This window comes from Rhizobium sp. FG113, assembly GCF_057809895.1.
The window spans coordinates 31,165-47,013 of record NZ_JBMDKV010000023.1; the positions used below are offsets into that span (position 1 = coordinate 31,165).

Consider the following 15,849-nt stretch of genomic DNA (forward strand, 5'->3'; position numbering starts at 1 on the left):
AGTCAATCCATGGATATCTGAAAGCCGGACCCCAGTGGTCCGGTTTCTGTTTTATACCGTCACGAAATCCGTCTTGCGGTAGCCCTGGATGTAGAGAAGGGCACTGAGGTCGGCGTGGTTGATCTGAATTTTTGCTTCGGCCGCGACGGCGGGTTTGGCGTGGAGGGCGACGCCGGCGCCGGCGAGGTGCAGCATGCCGAGATCGTTGGCGCCGTCGCCGACGGCCATGGCCTCTTCAGGGGAGATGCCGAGTTTCTTCGAGATATCCTCGAGCGCATCGACCTTCGCCTGCTTGCCGAGGATCGGCTCGGCGACGAAGCCGGTGAGGTGGCCGTTTTCCTCGAGCAGTATGTTGGCGCGGTTTTCGTCGAAGCCGAGGGTGGCTGCGATGCGGCTGGTGAAGACGGTGAAGCCGCCGGAGACCAGCGCCGTGTAATAGCCCTTCGCCTTCATCGTCGCGATCAGTTCCATGCCGCCTGGCGTCAACGTGATGCGCTTGGCGATCACCTCATCGACGACCGAGATCGGCAGGCCCTTCAAAAGCGCCACGCGCTCGCGGAGGGCGGGCTCGAAAGCGATCTCGCCGTTCATGGCGCGGGCGGTGATCGTAGCCACCTTGTCCTTGAGGCCGACTTCGGCCGCCAGTTCGTCGATGCATTCCTGGCCGATCATGGTCGAATCCATGTCGGCGATCAAAAGCTTCTTGCGGCGGGTGTCCTGATCCTGGATGACGAGATCGATTGGGGCGCCGGCGATGACTGCCGTTATCGCGGCGTGCGCGGCTGTCGCATCGGTGCCGTCGCGCAGCGCGATATCGCAGGCTACGCCGTCGGCCAGCCAGTAGAGACCGGATGCCTTGGCGGCGTCGGCGGCCTTCTCGGCGATGGCGGCTGTCAGAACAGGATTTGACGGATTGGCAACAAGCGTGGCAACGAGAGCCATGATGGAAAACCTTCTGAACGCAATGGATGCGATCCTGATAACCGGGCCGACGGCCAGCGGCAAGTCCGCGCTGGCCGTTGAGCTTGCGAAACGTCACGATGGCGTCGTGATCAATGCCGATAGCATGCAGGTCTACGACACGCTGCGGGTGCTGACGGCGCGTCCCTCGGACGAGGATATGCAGGGCGTGCCGCATTATCTCTACGGCCACGTGCCCGCCGCGACCGCCTATTCGACCGGCGCCTGGCTGCGCGATGTGACGGCGCTGCTGCCGCAACTTCGGGCGGATGGTCGTCTGCCTGTCTTCGTCGGCGGGACGGGGCTCTATTTCAAGGCGCTGACCGGTGGTCTCTCCGACATGCCCGCGATCCCCGAGGAAGTCCGCACGCGGCTCAGGGCGCGGCTGATCGAGGAAGGCGGCGCGGTGCTTCATGCGGAGCTCGCGGCGCGCGATGCCGATGTGGCGGCGGTGCTCAATCCGCAGGATGGCCAGCGGATCGTCCGAGCGCTTGAGGTGCTGGAGGTGACGGGACGATCGATCGCCGAGCTGCAGGGGCGGTCCGGCCCTGTCGTCATCGATCCGGACAGGGCGCGAAAGATCGTGGTGCTGCCGGAGCGCGCGGTGCTGCACGACCGCATCAACCGGCGTTTCGAGCTTATGCTGGCTGAGGGTGCCGCCGACGAGGTGAGGGCGCTTCTGGCGTTGTCGCCGGCACCGGAGATGCCGGTCATGAAGGCTATCGGTGTTTCGCAGATCGCTGCCATGCTTGATGGTGCGATGTCGCGCGAGGATGTGCTCGAAAAGGGTGCTGCAGCGACGCGGCAATATGCCAAGCGGCAGATGACGTGGTTTCGGAACCAGATGGATGAGAAGTGGGAGCGGCGGAGCTAACTCGGTCCCGCCTACTCAATCCTTGTCGTAAAGGCTGCTCAGCGGCTTCTTCAGGATGCTTTCGCGCAGCGATACGCCGGGTTCGCGACGAATGCTTGTCGGCTGCGCTTGTGGGTCGGCGGGACGAGGGGGCGGATTTTGTTCGCCGCGCATTTCGCGTCGCAGCGCTTCCAAGCGGCTGTCGATCGATGTGTCGGCGGCGACGCCGAAGGATTCGCGCGATGATCTCGGCGGTGCTGCCGGTTCGCGCGATGCTGGGGCTGACGGCAGCATGTCGCGGCGGTAGGGTTCGATCGGGGCGAGCGGCGGGGTGACCGGGATCGGCGCCGGGATGATCGGCGGATAGACGTCGGCCGCGAAGACCTGATTGTAGTCCGCGTCTTCCTCTTCCCCGAGGTCGAGGCTCGCGTTCTTGACGCTTTGCTGGAAGGCCGAGATGTCGGGGCCGCTCACTGCGCGCATGCGGGTGACGATCTTGCGCAGGTCGACGTTATCTGGATCTTCCTCGGTGAATTTCGGTGTGGCGCCATTGGCCTTCGGCAGCAGGTCTTCGCTGACGCGCGAGAAGCGCATGCGCATCGGCACGCTGATCGCCTCGCCGAAGGCAATCGCTTCGCCGTTGCCGATCGAGGAGATGAAGCTTGTCGTCGAGATCGAGGAATTCGGGATGGCTGAGCGGATGATTTCCTGGTCGCGGTCGTTGGCAAGGCGCATGGCAAACAGCGTCGAGCACTGCGACAGGATGGTCTGGTCGAGTTCGCCTGGGCGCTGCGTGATGATGCCGAGCGAGACGCCGTATTTGCGGCCTTCCTTGGCGATGCGGGCAATCGCCTGGCGTGTCGGGAAGAAGCCGAGCGTGGGGTCAGACGGAATGTAGCGGTGCGCTTCTTCGCAGACGACGAGCATGTGGATGGCGCCATCGCTCCACAGCGCGATTTCGAATGCCATGCGGCACAGCACCGAGGCCACGGAATTCACGACCTCGGAGGGGATGCCCGAGAGCTGGAAGGTGCAGATCGGCTTGTTGTCGCCGGGCACGCGGAAGATTTCGGCCACGGTCTCCATGATCGTATCTGAGATCGTGTTGTTGGAGAACATGAAGTGGTAGCGCGGGTCGTTGATCGCCGCGATGATGCGCATCTTCAGCGAGCGCAGGAACGGCTTTTCGCCGCGCCCTTCCAGGCGGCCGATGCGCTCGTCGATCAGCGCCAGCAGGTCGGCCATGCGATAAGGAACCGGCGTGTCGGCGGTGATCGAGCTCTTCTCGGTGGTGCGGCGAACCAGCGAATTGTCGCTGCCGCGGAAGGCGCGCTTGGCTTCCGGCAGGATGTCGCGCAGCATGTCGAGCTCTTCCGGCACCGGCGTGCGGCCGCGGAACACGACTTCGGCGAATTCTTCCAGGCGCATCAGCCAGAAGGGCAGGTCGAGCGTATCGGTGTCGACGACGACGGAATGCTTGGGGAAGGCGGCGGCGAATTCATTGTGCGGGTCGAGGATCAGGACGCGCAGCTTGGGGTCGGCCTCGATCGCCTTGTGGAGCAGCAGCGATACGGCGGTCGACTTGCCGACGCCGGTGGAGCCGACGATGGCGAAGTGTTTCGACAGCATGGAGGGGACGTGGATCGATGCATCGATGCTTTCGTCCTGGGTTAGCTTGCCGATGACGGCGGTGGTTCCCGTGCCCGCGTCATAGATGCGCATCAGGTCGGCTGAGCGGATGCGGTGCGCGACGGCGCCGAGATAGGGGTAGCGCGAGATGCCGGTCGAGAATTGCTCGGTGCCGTCCTCGTCGACGCGGACTTCGCCGAGCAGCTCGGTCTCAATCTTGAAATAGTTGTCCTCGCCTTCGCCCCAGGCATGCGTGCCGGTGTTCATGGAATAGACGAGCGCCACGACACGGTTGCGACCGACGGTGATCGAGATCAGGCGGCCGACGGACCAGAGTTCGGTGAGGTCTGTGCCGCCTGCTTCGGCGACGGCTGCGATGGTGGCGCGGGACCCGCTGCACGCGACAACGCGGCCGAGGAAACGGTTTCCCGGCGCTAGCACATCGCGGCGGTCATGCTCGCCCGCGCTGCCTGACGTCTGCAAGTCGTTGTTCTGCAAAGGGCTACTCCCTGAGATTGCAGGGCAGGATATAAGCGAACGTTTAATAAACCCTTTGCCGCAAGGGCTTCTGCGGCCATGTTTATTACCGACACTGCATGCTTGGCTTTTTATTGCTTTAAGCGTTGACGCTGCGAAATTTTCTGTCTATCACTTCCGGCCATGAAGATAGCAGCAATTCTTATTGTGGTGGGACAGCGCATGGGCAGGATGGTGTAACCATCCGGCGATAGCCACCCATGCGCTAGATAACAGGCTCCCCAAGGGGCCTTTTTTTATGCCTGAAATTCAGGCTCGCCGCCAAGACCTTCAAATCCCAGCAGTCAAAATGGAACAAAAACATGACGGGCACGGACAAGCAGACGGACGAAAATCGGATGACAGGCGCGGAAATCGTTATCCGCGCGCTCAAGGACAATGGTGTCGAACACCTGTTCGGCTATCCCGGCGGCGCCGTGCTTCCGATCTATGACGAAATCTTCCAGCAGGACGACATCAAGCACATCCTCGTTCGCCACGAGCAGGGCGCCGGCCACGCGGCCGAAGGCTATGCCCGCTCCACCGGCAAGGTCGGCGTCATGCTCGTCACGTCAGGTCCCGGCGCCACGAACGCCGTCACACCGCTGCAGGACGCGCTGATGGATTCGATCCCGCTCGTCTGCCTCTCCGGCCAGGTTCCGACCTCGCTGATCGGCTCCGACGCCTTTCAGGAAGCCGATACCGTCGGCATCACGCGCCCCTGCACCAAGCACAACTGGCTGGTCAAGGACGTCAACGATCTGGCGGCGATCATCCATGAAGCCTTCCGCATCGCGCAGTCGGGCCGTCCGGGGCCGGTTCTCGTCGACATTCCGAAGGACGTACAGTTCGCCACCGGCACCTACACGCCGCCGGCCGCCCACGCGATCCAGAAGAGCTACCAGCCGAAGGTTCAGGGCGATCTGAACCAGATCCAGGCTGCGATCGAGCTGATGTCGAAGGCGCGTCGTCCGATCATCTATTCCGGCGGCGGCGTCATCAACTCCGGGCCCGAGGCTTCCAAGCTGCTGCGCGAGCTGATCGAGCTCACCGATTTCCCGATCACCTCGACGCTGATGGGTCTCGGCGCCTATCCGGCATCCGGCAAGAACTGGCTGAAGATGCTGGGCATGCACGGCTCCTACGAGGCGAACATGGCGATGCATGACTGCGACGTCATGGTCTGCATCGGCGCCCGCTTCGACGACCGTATCACCGGCCGTCTCAATGCGTTCTCGCCGAACTCGAAGAAGATCCACATCGACATCGACCCGTCGTCGATCAACAAGAATGTGCGCGTCGATGTTCCGATCCGCGGCGACGTCGGCAATATTCTTGAAGACATGGTTCGCCTGTGGCGTGCTCTGCCGAAGAAGCCGGAGAAGAGCCAGATCGCGGATTGGTGGGCCGATATCACCCGTTGGCGCGCGCGCAACTCGTTTGCCTACACGCACAGCAACGACGTGATCATGCCGCAATATGCGCTGGAGCGCCTCTATGCGCTGACCAAGGATCGCGACACCTTCATCACGACGGAAGTCGGTCAGCATCAGATGTGGGCGGCGCAGTTCTACGGCTTCGAGAAGCCGAACCGCTGGATGACCTCGGGTGGTCTCGGAACGATGGGTTACGGCTTGCCGGCCGCACTCGGCGTGCAGATCGCGCATCCGGAGAGCCTCGTTATCGACATCGCCGGCGATGCGTCGATCCAGATGTGCATCCAGGAGATGTCGGCTGCGATCCAGTATGAAGCGCCGATCAAGATCTTCATCATGAACAACCAGTACATGGGCATGGTTCGCCAGTGGCAGCAGCTGTTGCACGGCAACCGCCTGTCGAACTCCTACACCGAGGCGATGCCCGATTTCGTCAAGCTGGCGGAAGCCTATGGCGCCGTCGGCCTGCGCTGCGAAAAGCCTGCTGATCTCGACGCGACCATCCAGGAGATGATCGACGTCAAGAAGCCCGTCATCTTCGATTGCCGCGTCGCCAATCTCGCCAATTGCTTCCCGATGATCCCGTCGGGCAAGGCACATAACGAGATGCTTTTGCCGGATGAAGCCACCGACGAGGCCGTCGCCAACGCCATCGACGCCAAGGGGCGTGCGCTGGTTTGATCGAAGCGAGGGGACGCGCTAGATTGATCGCGTCCCTTCCTTGAGGAGCAGGTGCCATGGCCAGAGTGAGGATTTCGGAGAACGGAAGCGTACCACTGCCGCAGGCGGTTCGTGATGCGCATGGCTGGAAGCCGGGTGCCGAGCTCGAGATCGTCGATGGCGGGCGCGGGGTGGTGTTGCAGCCGGTGGAGGCGGAGCGACAGGATGTCTTCCCTAAGGTGATGACGGCCCAGGAATTCCTGGACAGTCTTCCGAAATACGGCGGGCCGCCTGTCGACCTTTCTCCGGAGGCGATACGAAAGGCGATCGACGAACTGGCAATTGCGGATTGGGAGCGGTTGGAGCGCCAGTGGAATGAAGACAAGGACGATTGACACCAATATCCTTGTCCGTCTGCTGGCTCGGGACGACAGCGCTCAATGGGCACAGGCAGCTCGACTGACGACGACGTTTCGCTTGGTCGTACTGCCGACTGTTTTGCTTGAAACCGAATGGGTTCTGAGGAGCAGGTTGAAGCTGGATCGCAGTCAGATTGTTGCGCTGCTTCGGCAAGTTCTCGGTACCGACGCCATTATTGTTGTCGAACGAGAGCAGATCCTGAAAGCCCTTGACGGTTTCGAAGCCGGCATGGATTTCGCCGACGCCCTGCACGTCAGCCTCACGGCGGCGGGCGAGACCTTCCTCACCTTCGACAAGGGTCTCGTCAAGCTTGCTCAAAAACACATGAATTCCGTCAGCGTCGAGCTGGCGTCCTGACATAATCTGAGGAAACGGACCAAGACATGAACGCACACCTACAGCCGACGGGCTCCGCCTACTTCATTTCGCCGGAAACGGCGGCCATCGAGAACCACACGCTTTCGGTTCTCGTCGATAACGAGCCGGGCGTTCTTGCCCGTGTCATCGGCCTGTTTTCCGGCCGCGGCTACAACATCGAGAGCCTGACGGTGTCGGAGACCGAGCACCAAGCGCATCTGTCGCGCATCACCATCGTGACGCGCGGGACGCCGCAGGTGCTGGAGCAGATCAAGGCGCAGCTCGAGCGCATCATTCCAGTGCATCGCGTTGTCGATCTCACGGTTCGGGCCCGCGAGCTTGGGCAGGAACGGCCGATCGAGCGTGAAGTGGCGCTGATCAAGGTGGCCGGCGATGGCGAGACGCGCGCCGAGACGCTGCGCCTGGCCGATGCCTTCCATGCCAAGGTCGTCGATGCGACCGTCGAGCATTTCATTCTCGAACTGACCGGCAAGTCCTCGAAGATCGACCAGTTCGTGGCGATCGTGAAGCCGCTCGGCCTGATCGAGGTCTGCCGCACCGGGATCGCGGCGATGAACCGTGGTCCGCAGGGCATGTGAGTCCTGACACCAAAGTCCGTTGAACAGGAAGCCGCTGGAGGTCAGAGCATCTCCAGCGGCTTTTTTCTTGATGGTGGTGGGAAGGTGGCGTCGAGGGCGGCGAGGTCCTCGTCGCTGAGGTCGAGCGAGACGGCGTCGCGGTTTTCTGCGACGCGGGCTGCATTCGAGGTCTTGGGGATGGCGATGACGCCGTCGCGCTCCAGGAGGAAGGCCAGCGCCAGCTGCGCGGGGGTCGCCTGGTTGGCCTTGGCGATGCGGATGATCTCGGGGTGGTGGATGATGCGGCCCTGCTCGATCGGCGAGTAGGCCATGACGGGTATGTTGTGCTCCTGGCACCAGGGCAGGAGATCGAACTCGATGCCGCGACGGCCGAGATTGTAGAGCACCTGGTTGGCCGCGACATTGGCGCCTGCGGGAACGCTAAGCAATTCTTCCATGTCGTCGGTATCGAAATTGGAAACGCCCCATTGGCCGATCTTGCCTTGAGCCTTCAAAGTCTCGAAGGCCTCGACGGTCTCGGCCAGCGGGTGGTTGCCGCGCCAGTGCAGGAGGTAGAGATCGATGCGGTCGGTACGCAAGCGCGACAGGCTGTTTTCGCAGGTCTCAATCGTGCCCTTGCGGCTGGCATTCCAGGGATAGACCTTGCTCACCAGATAGACCTCGTCGCGGCGGCCACGGATCGCTTCGCCGACAATCTTCTCGGCGCCGCCCTCGGCATACATCTCGGCGGTGTCGATCAGCGTCATGCCGAGATCGAGGCCGGCGCGCAGGCTCTCGATCTCGCGCTTGGCCTCGGAAGCCTTTTCGCCCATGTTCCAGGTGCCCTGGCCGAGCACTGGCACTTCCTTGCCATCGCGCATGGTCAGCGTTGGGATGGGGTCGTCTTGCATGGTGGGCCTCGTCGTGTTGTCGGTGTCTCCGGCAAGTGATATACATTGGATATCAGGGGCTAGATATGACCAAGGTGACGATTTCCAAGTGGGGTAACAGCATCGCGATCCGCCTGCCCAAGGCGGTGACGGACGAGCTGCACCTGCGCGCCGGCGATATCGTCAACCTCGACGTTCGCGACGGCAAGGCGACGTTGGAAAAGCCGAAGCAGCAGCTGGCGCCTCCACTTGCGGAATTGGTGGCGGAGATGGACAGGCTGGGGTGGGAGAACGAGCCGGAAACCGTGGATTGGGGGCGTGATGTCGGTTCCGAGCGCTTCTACGATGATGAGTGATGCATCGCCTTTCGCCGGCGCTCTATATATGGCCAATCTCGATCCAATCCTTGGCAGCGAACAAGCTGGAATTCGACCTGTCATCATCCTGTCGGTCGATATGATGAACTTGCGGTCGCGCCGGGTGATCGTCTGTCCGATCACGAGCAACATGCAGCCATGGATGACCAAGATCGCATTGCCAGATGGGTTGAAAACGCGGGGGATGGTGTTGGCAGACCAGATTCGGTCGATCGACAAGGCTGCAAGGCTCTTGCGCTTCATCGAGCCGACGCCCGCAAATTTCGTCACGCTGGTCAGAAGCTACGTCGGCAGGCTGCTCGACCTCGAAGCGGCCGGTACTTACGGCTGACAATCCTGTCACCATGACAATAGGCAGATGGAAACTCCGATTTAGGTCAATTATGCTGACCTAAATTAACAAGGCCCGTGGCGCAGATCGCGGGCCATGGAGGTCACCCATGCCGCTGGATACATTTCTGGCACTGCTTCTCTTTGCCTTCACCACATCGATCACGCCGGGTCCGAACAACATGATGCTGTTCACCTCGGGCGTGAATTTCGGCTTTCGCCGGACGATCCCGCACATGATCGGGATTGGCGCCGGGTTCTTCTCGCTGCTGATCGGCGTCGGGTTCGGGCTCGGCGCGGTGCTGCATACAGTGCCTGCGGTCTATACGGCGCTGAAGTTTGCGGGCGGCGCCTATCTGGTTTGGATCGCCTGGAAGATCGCGACGTCGCGGTCGCTCAGCGAAGGCAAGGGCGCGGTGAAGCCGATGTCTTTCCTGTCTGCGGCGGCGTTTCAGTGGGTCAATCCGAAGGCCTGGGTGATGGCGGTGACGGCGATGGCGACCTATACGATCCAGGATATCTACTTCGTCAGCGTCATGATCGTCGGCTTGGCCTTTGCCGCCGTCAACGTGCCGAGCGTGTCCACCTGGGCCGGGTTCGGTTCGGCGCTTCGCGACTGGCTGTCGGATCCGGTGCGGCTGAAGTGGTTCAACATCACCATGGCGGTGCTTCTGGTGCTCAGCCTGTGGCCGATGCTGAAATAGGCCGATCGCGTCAGACGGGACTTGGCGTCCGCTTCGCGAGTGCCTAATGATATCGGGACACTGGCGGAGGATAGTCTCTTGCACGACGACCACGATCACCATGATCACGATCATCATCATGATCATCACCACGACAACCATTATTCCGACATGCAGGCTCGCGTGAAGGCGCTGGAGACGGTGCTGACAGAGAAGGGGCTGATTGATCCCGCGGCGATCGATGCGATCGTCGACACCTACCAGACCAAGGTTGGGCCGAGGAACGGCGCGCGGGTGGTCGCCAAGGCGTGGAGCGATCCGGATTTCGCCGAATGGCTGAAGCGCGACGCGACGGCTGCGATCGCCAGCCTTGGCTACACAGGACGCCAGGGCGAGCACATGCGCGCGGTGTTCAACACCGAGGAGACGCACAATCTCGTCGTCTGTACGCTCTGCTCCTGCTATCCGTGGTCGGTGCTGGGGCTGCCGCCCACATGGTACAAGGCGCCGGCCTATCGATCGCGGGCGGTGATCGATCCGCGCGGTGTGCTCAGCGAATTCGGCGTGAGCCTACCCGAGGGGCAGAAGATCCGCGTCTGGGATTCGACGGCGGAGCTGCGCTATCTCGTCATCCCGCAGCGGCCCGAGGATACGGAGGGCTTTAGCGAGGAGCAGCTTGCCGATCTCGTCAGCCGTGACGCGATGATCGGCGCCGGTCTTGCCGCAGCGCCGGGAGCGGCGGCATGAACGGGCCGCACGATCTCGGCGGGCAGATGGGCTTCGGTGCCATCGCGCCGGAGAAGGACGAACCCTATTTCCACGCGGAGTGGGAAAAGCGGGCGCTGGGGCTGACGCTCTCCTGCGGCGCCTTCGGCGCCTGGAACATCGACGAGAGCCGGCACGCACGCGAAAGCATCCCGCCGGCCAGCTATCTCTCGGCCAGCTATTACGAGATCTGGACGCGGGCGCTGGAGGTGCTGCTCGAGCGCCACGGCTTTACGAGCGCGGACGAGATCGAAAGCGGCCACAGGCAGTTCGACGGCGCTGCCCCGAAGCGGGTACTGAAGGCCGATATGGTATCAGGTGTTCTCGCCAAGGGCGGCCCCTGTGATCGTCCGCTGGATCAGCCGGCGCGGTTTGCCGTCGGCGACCGCGTGAAGACGCGCAATTTCAATCCGACGACGCATACGCGGCTGCCGCGCTATGCGCGCGCCAAGGTCGGCGTCATCGAGGCGGTTCAGGGCTCCTTCGTGTTTCCTGATGACAACGCCCATGGCAAGGGCGAGAACCCGCAATGGGTCTACACCGTCGTGTTCGATGGCGGCGAGATCTAGGGCGAGGGGGCTGATCCGTCGTTGATGGTGTCGATCGATGCGTGGGAGAGCTATCTGGTTCCTGCTGGCGGTTGAGTTCGCGAATAACCTCGGCTCAAACAAAGATGCCGGAACAGGGAAGCTACTGGCGATTGCCGGGCTGGGGCTCCCATCTTTTTGACAAGCGTTGGACCGTCGTTATATTTGCAAGCATGGCCAAGAAAAGCATCAGAATGGGTACTCAGGCGCAATCTGCGCGTGGAAATGATGCGGTAAGGTCCACGCTTGTGATTAAGCCCGTCCCGCTCGAACCTAACGCATTCATGGATTACCTGTTAGAAGAAGACGCTGTCATCCTGGAGCATCTTGCAAAGTGATTGATGAGCCCGTCTGGACGACCATGTTTTACGCGATCGATGCTCGGGAGAGCTATCTTGAGCCAATGTGATACTCGCTCGCCGCTTGCTCAATCGCCGCAACTGCCGCGCTCCCAGGACGGCGAACCGATGTTTCCGGAGCCTTGGGCGGCGGAGGCGTTTGCGATGACGGTGCATCTGCATGAGCGCGGGTTGTTTGCCTGGACCGACTGGGCCGAGGCGTTGTCCGGGGAGCTGCACAAGCCGGGTCGCGCCGAGGATGGCAGCGATTATTTTGATTGCTGGGTGGCGGCGTTGTCTTCGATCCTCGTCGATCGCGGTGTGGCCGATGCGGAGACGATCATGGGCCTGCAGCAGAGCTGGCAGCGGGCGGCGGAGGCGACGCCGCATGGGAAGCCGATTGAGCTTGCCAATGATCCTCAGCGCTAGTTGTGCGATTCGTCTCCTGGTGGTGACATCACGGCGGAAACTGGCGGTAGCATTCCTCGGCAACCTTTCTCAACTCTTCGCGTGAGATCTCGCCGGTGACGGCGTAGCCGAGTTCGCCGTCGATCCAGTAGAAGGTCTCGATGTTATCTGATGAGGCGAAGCGGAAGCTGGTGGTCTTGTTCGCCGTGTTGCGGCCGACGAGGACGGTGAGGCGTTCGCCGGTCTGATTCTCGTACATGAACATCGCACCCGGCTTGCCGTCGACGGGCAGCAGGCGGCCGCCGACGAGGCGGTAGTTCAGGCTCGTGAGGTCAGGGACCTTGAGGTTCGCGATCGCCAAGCGCTTGCCGAGCCAGGTGGCGAGGTGGGCTTCCTCGTTGGCGAACACCTCGACGGGGTGGCGGACTTCGCTGGCGTAGATGAGGAAGGCGTTCTGGGCTTCCTTCGGGAAGGTTTCCTGGGCTGTCAGCTGCAGTTGGGGGCGTTCGAAGAGAGCGGGGCCGTAGTGGCCGGCGAGCGTGCCGGCGGCGAAGACGGCGATGGTTGCGGCGACCGCGGCGAGGCGCTTCGACCAGGGCGAGAGTGTCGGTGGTTTGCCGATCATGTCGGCGTCGCCGGGTCTGCTTTTTTCGTAGCCCGAGAACATCGCCTTGATGCTGGCGTTTTGGGCCTGCCATTCGGCTATTCTTACGGCATCGTCGGGATTGTCGCGCAGCCATGCCTCGATGCGCTCCCGGTCGGCATCGGCGAGCAGGCCGTCGGTATAGGCATGGAGGTCCGCTTCGGTCACGGGTTGGTCGGCGGCGTTCATTTCGGTCTCCGAAGCGTAATGACGTTGTCTGATTTCATGTGTTCGGCCAGTTGCTGGCGGGCGCGCGACAGGCGCGACATGACGGTGCCTGAGGGTATGTCGAGTATGTCGGCCACTTCCTGGTAGGTGTAGCCCTCCATGACGACAAGCATCAGCACGGCGCGGTGATCCTCTGAGAGGCCGTTCAGCGCGTCTTCCAGGCGGGATCGCTCGAGCGGGTCGGCGGATGTCTCGGGGGCGGCCACGTCGATTGCGCCGTCGATATCGACCGTGTTGCCGCGCAGGATGGTGCGGCGCTGGTTGCGGTAGAGGTTGGTCATGATCGTCAGCACCCAGCCGCGTAGGTTCAGCCCGCGCCACTGCGCGCGGCGGGCGAGCACCTTCTCGACGCAATCCTGCAGCAGATCCTCGCCATCGCTGTCGGAGCGCGTCAGGCTGCGGGAATAGCGCCTGAGCGACGGGAGGAGGGCCAGGATCTGGCCCTCGAAGGTTTCGGGTGCAGGTGGCTTCATGCGATCAAGCCCGTCCAGCGCTTATGGCTTTGCGACATCCCATACATCCTTGACGCCGTCACCGGTGATATCGCCCATCTTCTTGTCCTTGACCCAGAAGTAGAGTGGCATGCCGTCCTTCGCCCATTGCTTCATGCCGTCCTTGCGGTCCACGATCGAGTATGCCCCTTCCGGCTTGGCATTGCCATCGGCCATCAGCGGCGGCCAGTTCTTGGCGCAATCGTCGTAGCAATTGGAAACGTCCTTCGTGTCCTTCTTGAAGGTGTAGAGCGACATGCCGTTTTCGCCGGCGAGAACCTTGCCCTTGGCGGAATCGACCGTCTTGACGGGCGGCGCGGCGAAGGCGGCGGTGGCGGCTGCGGATGCGACGGTAAGAGCGATCAGGAATTTCGCGGATTTCATCGGGTGTCTCCTCGGGTTGGGCGTACGCGGTTTGCGTTGCCTGACATGAGACAAAACGAGGGGCGATTTTATTCCATGATGTCGTCAGATTTTTTCGATCAGGCGGGAAGGCTGGCCGCCTCGCGGCATTTTGCGGTTGCCTATCGCTGACGAATCCTGCCAAGTCGATGGATCATGCAATTTGCTCCGCAACAAGACGAAGCCCTGAAAGCCGTTGCCAAATGGCTGAAGGAGGGCAAGGCCCCGATTTTTCGCCTGTTCGGCTATGCCGGCACGGGCAAGACGACGCTTGCGCGGCATTTCGCCGAGCATGTCGATGGCGAGGTGCTGTTTGCGGCATTCACGGGCAAGGCGGCGCAGGTGTTGCGTACGCGCGGCGCCAGCAATGCGCGCACGCTGCATTCGCTGATCTACCGGCCGCGCGGCGAAGAGGCCGTCGAGGACGAAGAGACCGGCAAGACCTCGATCGCGCCGATGTTCACCATCAATCGCCAGAGCCCCGTCGCCAAGGCGGCGCTGATCATCGTCGACGAATGCTCGATGGTGGATGAGGCGCTGGGCAAGGACCTAATGAGCTTCGGCACGCCGATCCTTGTTCTCGGCGATCCCGGCCAGCTACCGCCCGTCTCCGGCGGCGGTTTCTTCACCAACCAGGAGCCCGACTATCTCTTGACCGATATCCACCGGCAGGCGCGTGACAACCCGATCATCGGGCTTGCCATGCAGGTGCGCGAGGGCAAGGAGATCATGTATGGCGATTACGGCGCGGCGCAGGTGATCTCGAAGAACGAGGTCAACCAGTCGCTGGTGCTCGACGCCGACCAGGTGCTCGTCGGCACCAACCGCACGCGGCGGCGCTATAACCAGCGGCTGCGCGAGCTGAAGGGTTTCACGGCCGATTATCCGCAAACGGGCGACAAGCTGGTCTGCCTGCGCAACGATCCCGCCAAGGGGTTGCTCAATGGCTCTCTCTGGCAGGTGATGACGTCGTCGAAGGAGACGACCAAGCCAGGGATCAACCTGCTGATCCGGCCCGAGGATGACGATATCGATCGCGGGGCGGCGAAGATCAAGCTGCTGAAGCAGGCCTTCGAGGATGTCGAGGGCGAGATTCCCTGGAATACCCGCAAGCGCTACGACGAGTTCGATTTCGGCTATGCGCTGACCGTGCACAAGGCGCAGGGTTCGCAGTGGAACAATGTCGTGCTGTTCGATGAAAGCTGGGCGTTTCGCGATACGAGGGAGCGCTGGCTCTACACGGCGATCACGCGCGCGGCGGAAACGCTGACGATCGTTCGCTGATTTTAAATTTGCACGATGCCGAGCAGGACCGCCTTGGCGATCGCCTGGAATCGGTTGTTGGTGTCGAGCTTTTTGATAATCGCGGCCTCGATCGATTTCGCGTCGTCCTCCTTGAGATCGAGCGTGCGGGCGATGCGTTGGGTCGATAATCCCTCGGTCATCAGCACGAGGCAGCGATATTCCTGTTCGGTCAGCGAGCGCTCATGCTGGTTGTCGTTGAGTGGCGGTTCGTCGCCGGGGGCGGTGTTTTCGAGCAGTTCGGTCACCTGCTGAAGCTGGCGGTGCAGCGTCGACATTTCGGCCGTCAGTTCGCGCTTTCGCGAGGCAAGGGCGGCGGCGAAGACGGCGTCGGCGTCCGGCTGGGAGTTGGATCTGCAGAGATCGGCCATCAGTTCCTGGATGACGGCGACCGGCATGCCCGCCTCGCGGCAGACGTTGATAACAGCCATGCGCCTGATGTCGGCATGCTCGTAGACACGCATCAGCCCGATGCGGCTCGAGGCGATCAGCCCCTTCTCCTCGTAGAAATGCAGGGTTCGGTGGGTGACGCCGAAGGCGTTGGCCATGTCGGCAATCGCGACCTTGCCGCCGGGCAGGCTTGCCGGGCGCGCGACGCGCGGCAGGAACCTGAAATCCGGAGGCGCCTGGGGCGGTGCGTTTGGTCTTGCAGCCTGCTTATGTCGTTCGGACATGAGCCCTCCTGTTCTACGCATGATCAAGTGCGCGCATGACACGGATACGGGCGCGGTCGAGCGGTTTTGACGATGCATTCCCGGTCGGCATGCAAAGCAACGGATCCTCGATCTGGTGATCCATTGCGATCAGACTATGCGTTAAACGACTGATTTGTTATCCTTAAAAATAGTCACTTGTAAATAATAGTCGAATGTACATACGGCTGCACTGCAACTTCTGAACGAATCATCAGGCGCGTTTCTGTCCCGGATGCTTAATCGTTTTTCTGATACGTCTTGCCGTTGGCGTTACTTTGCTTGCGGCGATGTGGCGGCGGCG

Annotated in this window: 18 protein-coding genes and 1 pseudogene; 12 read left to right on the forward strand and 7 right to left on the reverse strand. The window is 62.0% G+C overall.

Annotated elements, in window-relative coordinates; genetic code table 11:
* Positions 1 to 51: 51 nt before the first annotated feature.
* On the reverse strand, positions 52 to 942 hold the full coding sequence (gene serB, locus ACODTZ_RS31670; RefSeq protein WP_489030711.1) for a phosphoserine phosphatase SerB: 891 nt from the start codon (positions 940 to 942) through the stop codon (positions 52 to 54).
* On the opposite strand from serB, the gene miaA reads away from it, so the two are divergent.
* On the forward strand, positions 941 to 1,834 hold the full coding sequence (gene miaA, locus ACODTZ_RS31675; protein ID WP_489030787.1) for a tRNA (adenosine(37)-N6)-dimethylallyltransferase MiaA: 894 nt from the start codon (positions 941 to 943) through the stop codon (positions 1,832 to 1,834). The two genes, serB and miaA, sit on opposite strands and share 2 nt — an antisense overlap.
* 15 nt (positions 1,835 to 1,849) lie before the next feature.
* Here miaA and ACODTZ_RS31680 read toward each other — a convergent pair whose 3' ends face one another.
* Complete coding sequence (locus ACODTZ_RS31680; protein ID WP_489030713.1) at positions 1,850 to 3,940, reverse strand: ATP-binding protein; 2,091 nt, start codon at positions 3,938 to 3,940, stop codon at positions 1,850 to 1,852.
* A 341-nt stretch (positions 3,941 to 4,281) separates the two neighbouring features.
* Between ACODTZ_RS31680 and ACODTZ_RS31685 the strand changes: the two genes are divergently transcribed.
* Genes ACODTZ_RS31685 through ilvN form a run of 4 tightly spaced genes read left to right on the forward strand, consistent with a single transcriptional unit; the run spans position 4,282 to position 7,430 of the window.
* Positions 4,282 to 6,075 (forward strand): acetolactate synthase 3 large subunit, encoded by a 1,794-nt coding sequence (locus ACODTZ_RS31685; RefSeq protein ID WP_489030715.1) that lies wholly within the window; start codon positions 4,282 to 4,284, stop codon positions 6,073 to 6,075.
* 56 nt (positions 6,076 to 6,131) lie between these two features.
* Positions 6,132 to 6,449: an AbrB/MazE/SpoVT family DNA-binding domain-containing protein gene (locus tag ACODTZ_RS31690; protein ID WP_489030717.1), complete on the forward strand. Its 318-nt coding sequence runs from the start codon at positions 6,132 to 6,134 to the stop codon at positions 6,447 to 6,449.
* Positions 6,430 to 6,831: a type II toxin-antitoxin system VapC family toxin gene (locus ACODTZ_RS31695; RefSeq protein WP_489030719.1), complete on the forward strand. Its 402-nt coding sequence runs from the start codon at positions 6,430 to 6,432 to the stop codon at positions 6,829 to 6,831. Before ACODTZ_RS31690 ends, ACODTZ_RS31695 begins: the two co-directional genes overlap by 20 nt.
* A 26-nt stretch (positions 6,832 to 6,857) precedes the next feature.
* On the forward strand, positions 6,858 to 7,430 hold the full coding sequence (gene ilvN, locus ACODTZ_RS31700; protein WP_018900306.1) for an acetolactate synthase small subunit: 573 nt from the start codon (positions 6,858 to 6,860) through the stop codon (positions 7,428 to 7,430).
* A gap of 41 nt (positions 7,431 to 7,471) precedes the next feature.
* On the opposite strand, the gene ACODTZ_RS31705 is transcribed toward ilvN, so the two are convergent.
* Positions 7,472 to 8,320: an aldo/keto reductase gene (locus ACODTZ_RS31705; protein WP_489030721.1), complete on the reverse strand. Its 849-nt coding sequence runs from the start codon at positions 8,318 to 8,320 to the stop codon at positions 7,472 to 7,474.
* 65 nt (positions 8,321 to 8,385) lie between these two features.
* Between ACODTZ_RS31705 and ACODTZ_RS31710 the strand changes: the two genes are divergently transcribed.
* From ACODTZ_RS31710 to ACODTZ_RS31735, 6 genes and pseudogenes are all read left to right on the forward strand, one after another.
* Complete coding sequence (locus tag ACODTZ_RS31710) at positions 8,386 to 8,655, forward strand: AbrB/MazE/SpoVT family DNA-binding domain-containing protein (RefSeq protein ID WP_489030723.1); 270 nt, start codon at positions 8,386 to 8,388, stop codon at positions 8,653 to 8,655.
* Positions 8,656 to 8,683: 28 nt separating this feature from the next.
* On the forward strand, positions 8,684 to 9,007 hold the full coding sequence (locus ACODTZ_RS31715) for a type II toxin-antitoxin system PemK/MazF family toxin (protein ID WP_247750179.1): 324 nt from the start codon (positions 8,684 to 8,686) through the stop codon (positions 9,005 to 9,007).
* A gap of 109 nt (positions 9,008 to 9,116) precedes the next feature.
* Complete coding sequence (locus ACODTZ_RS31720) at positions 9,117 to 9,710, forward strand: LysE family translocator (RefSeq protein WP_018900312.1); 594 nt, start codon at positions 9,117 to 9,119, stop codon at positions 9,708 to 9,710.
* Positions 9,711 to 9,788: 78 nt separating this feature from the next.
* A complete protein-coding gene (gene nthA / locus ACODTZ_RS31725; RefSeq protein ID WP_489030726.1) occupies positions 9,789 to 10,436 on the forward strand; it encodes a nitrile hydratase subunit alpha in 648 nt (215 codons plus the stop codon).
* A pseudogene (gene nthB / locus ACODTZ_RS31730) lies at positions 10,433 to 11,020 on the forward strand (nitrile hydratase subunit beta); the annotation flags it as partial. The gene nthA and the pseudogene nthB, both read left to right, overlap by 4 nt.
* Positions 11,021 to 11,436: 416 nt before the next feature.
* Positions 11,437 to 11,808, forward strand: coding sequence for a nitrile hydratase accessory protein (locus tag ACODTZ_RS31735; RefSeq protein WP_489030728.1), 372 nt, complete (start codon positions 11,437 to 11,439; stop codon positions 11,806 to 11,808).
* A gap of 28 nt (positions 11,809 to 11,836) precedes the next feature.
* On the opposite strand, the gene ACODTZ_RS31740 is transcribed toward ACODTZ_RS31735, so the two are convergent.
* From ACODTZ_RS31740 to ACODTZ_RS31750, 3 genes are read right to left on the reverse strand one after another with little or no spacing between them, the layout of a single operon-like run.
* Complete coding sequence (locus tag ACODTZ_RS31740; protein ID WP_489030730.1) at positions 11,837 to 12,619, reverse strand: anti-sigma factor family protein; 783 nt, start codon at positions 12,617 to 12,619, stop codon at positions 11,837 to 11,839.
* A complete protein-coding gene (locus tag ACODTZ_RS31745; RefSeq protein WP_489030732.1) occupies positions 12,616 to 13,131 on the reverse strand; it encodes an RNA polymerase sigma factor in 516 nt (171 codons plus the stop codon). Before ACODTZ_RS31745 ends, ACODTZ_RS31740 begins: the two co-directional genes overlap by 4 nt.
* A 21-nt stretch (positions 13,132 to 13,152) precedes the next feature.
* On the reverse strand, positions 13,153 to 13,533 hold the full coding sequence (locus ACODTZ_RS31750; RefSeq protein WP_018900320.1) for a COG4315 family predicted lipoprotein: 381 nt from the start codon (positions 13,531 to 13,533) through the stop codon (positions 13,153 to 13,155).
* Between the two features lie 174 nt (positions 13,534 to 13,707).
* Here ACODTZ_RS31750 and ACODTZ_RS31755 point away from each other — a divergent pair, with 174 nt between their 5' ends.
* On the forward strand, positions 13,708 to 14,835 hold the full coding sequence (locus ACODTZ_RS31755; RefSeq protein WP_018900321.1) for an ATP-dependent DNA helicase: 1,128 nt from the start codon (positions 13,708 to 13,710) through the stop codon (positions 14,833 to 14,835).
* 2 nt (positions 14,836 to 14,837) lie between these two features.
* Here the strand turns inward: ACODTZ_RS31755 and ACODTZ_RS31760 are convergent, their stop codons facing one another.
* The gene (locus tag ACODTZ_RS31760) at positions 14,838 to 15,527 is read right to left on the reverse strand and encodes a MerR family transcriptional regulator (protein WP_489030735.1); all 690 of its coding nucleotides are present in this window, start codon (positions 15,525 to 15,527) and stop codon (positions 14,838 to 14,840) included.
* Positions 15,528 to 15,849 lie beyond the last annotated feature (322 nt).

Bases quoted from the DNA above. Each gene is read 5' to 3' on its own strand.
- ACODTZ_RS31760 (WP_489030735.1), bottom strand. From the start codon at position 15,527: ATGTCCGAACGACATAAGCAGGCTGCAAGACCAAACGCACCGCCCCAG.
- ACODTZ_RS31745 (WP_489030732.1), bottom strand. From the start codon at position 13,131: ATGAAGCCACCTGCACCCGAAACCTTCGAGGGCCAGATCCTGGCCCTC.
- ACODTZ_RS31720 (WP_018900312.1), top strand. From the start codon at position 9,117: ATGCCGCTGGATACATTTCTGGCACTGCTTCTCTTTGCCTTCACCACA.
- ACODTZ_RS31685 (WP_489030715.1), top strand. From the start codon at position 4,282: ATGACGGGCACGGACAAGCAGACGGACGAAAATCGGATGACAGGCGCG.
- ACODTZ_RS31755 (WP_018900321.1), top strand. From the start codon at position 13,708: ATGCAATTTGCTCCGCAACAAGACGAAGCCCTGAAAGCCGTTGCCAAA.
- miaA (WP_489030787.1), top strand. From the start codon at position 941: ATGATGGAAAACCTTCTGAACGCAATGGATGCGATCCTGATAACCGGG.
- ACODTZ_RS31715 (WP_247750179.1), top strand. From the start codon at position 8,684: ATGGCCAATCTCGATCCAATCCTTGGCAGCGAACAAGCTGGAATTCGA.
- ACODTZ_RS31710 (WP_489030723.1), top strand. From the start codon at position 8,386: ATGACCAAGGTGACGATTTCCAAGTGGGGTAACAGCATCGCGATCCGC.
- serB (WP_489030711.1), bottom strand. From the start codon at position 942: ATGGCTCTCGTTGCCACGCTTGTTGCCAATCCGTCAAATCCTGTTCTG.
- ilvN (WP_018900306.1), top strand. From the start codon at position 6,858: ATGAACGCACACCTACAGCCGACGGGCTCCGCCTACTTCATTTCGCCG.
- ACODTZ_RS31690 (WP_489030717.1), top strand. From the start codon at position 6,132: ATGGCCAGAGTGAGGATTTCGGAGAACGGAAGCGTACCACTGCCGCAG.
- ACODTZ_RS31740 (WP_489030730.1), bottom strand. From the start codon at position 12,619: ATGAACGCCGCCGACCAACCCGTGACCGAAGCGGACCTCCATGCCTAT.
- ACODTZ_RS31750 (WP_018900320.1), bottom strand. From the start codon at position 13,533: ATGAAATCCGCGAAATTCCTGATCGCTCTTACCGTCGCATCCGCAGCC.
- ACODTZ_RS31705 (WP_489030721.1), bottom strand. From the start codon at position 8,320: ATGCAAGACGACCCCATCCCAACGCTGACCATGCGCGATGGCAAGGAA.
- ACODTZ_RS31695 (WP_489030719.1), top strand. From the start codon at position 6,430: ATGAAGACAAGGACGATTGACACCAATATCCTTGTCCGTCTGCTGGCT.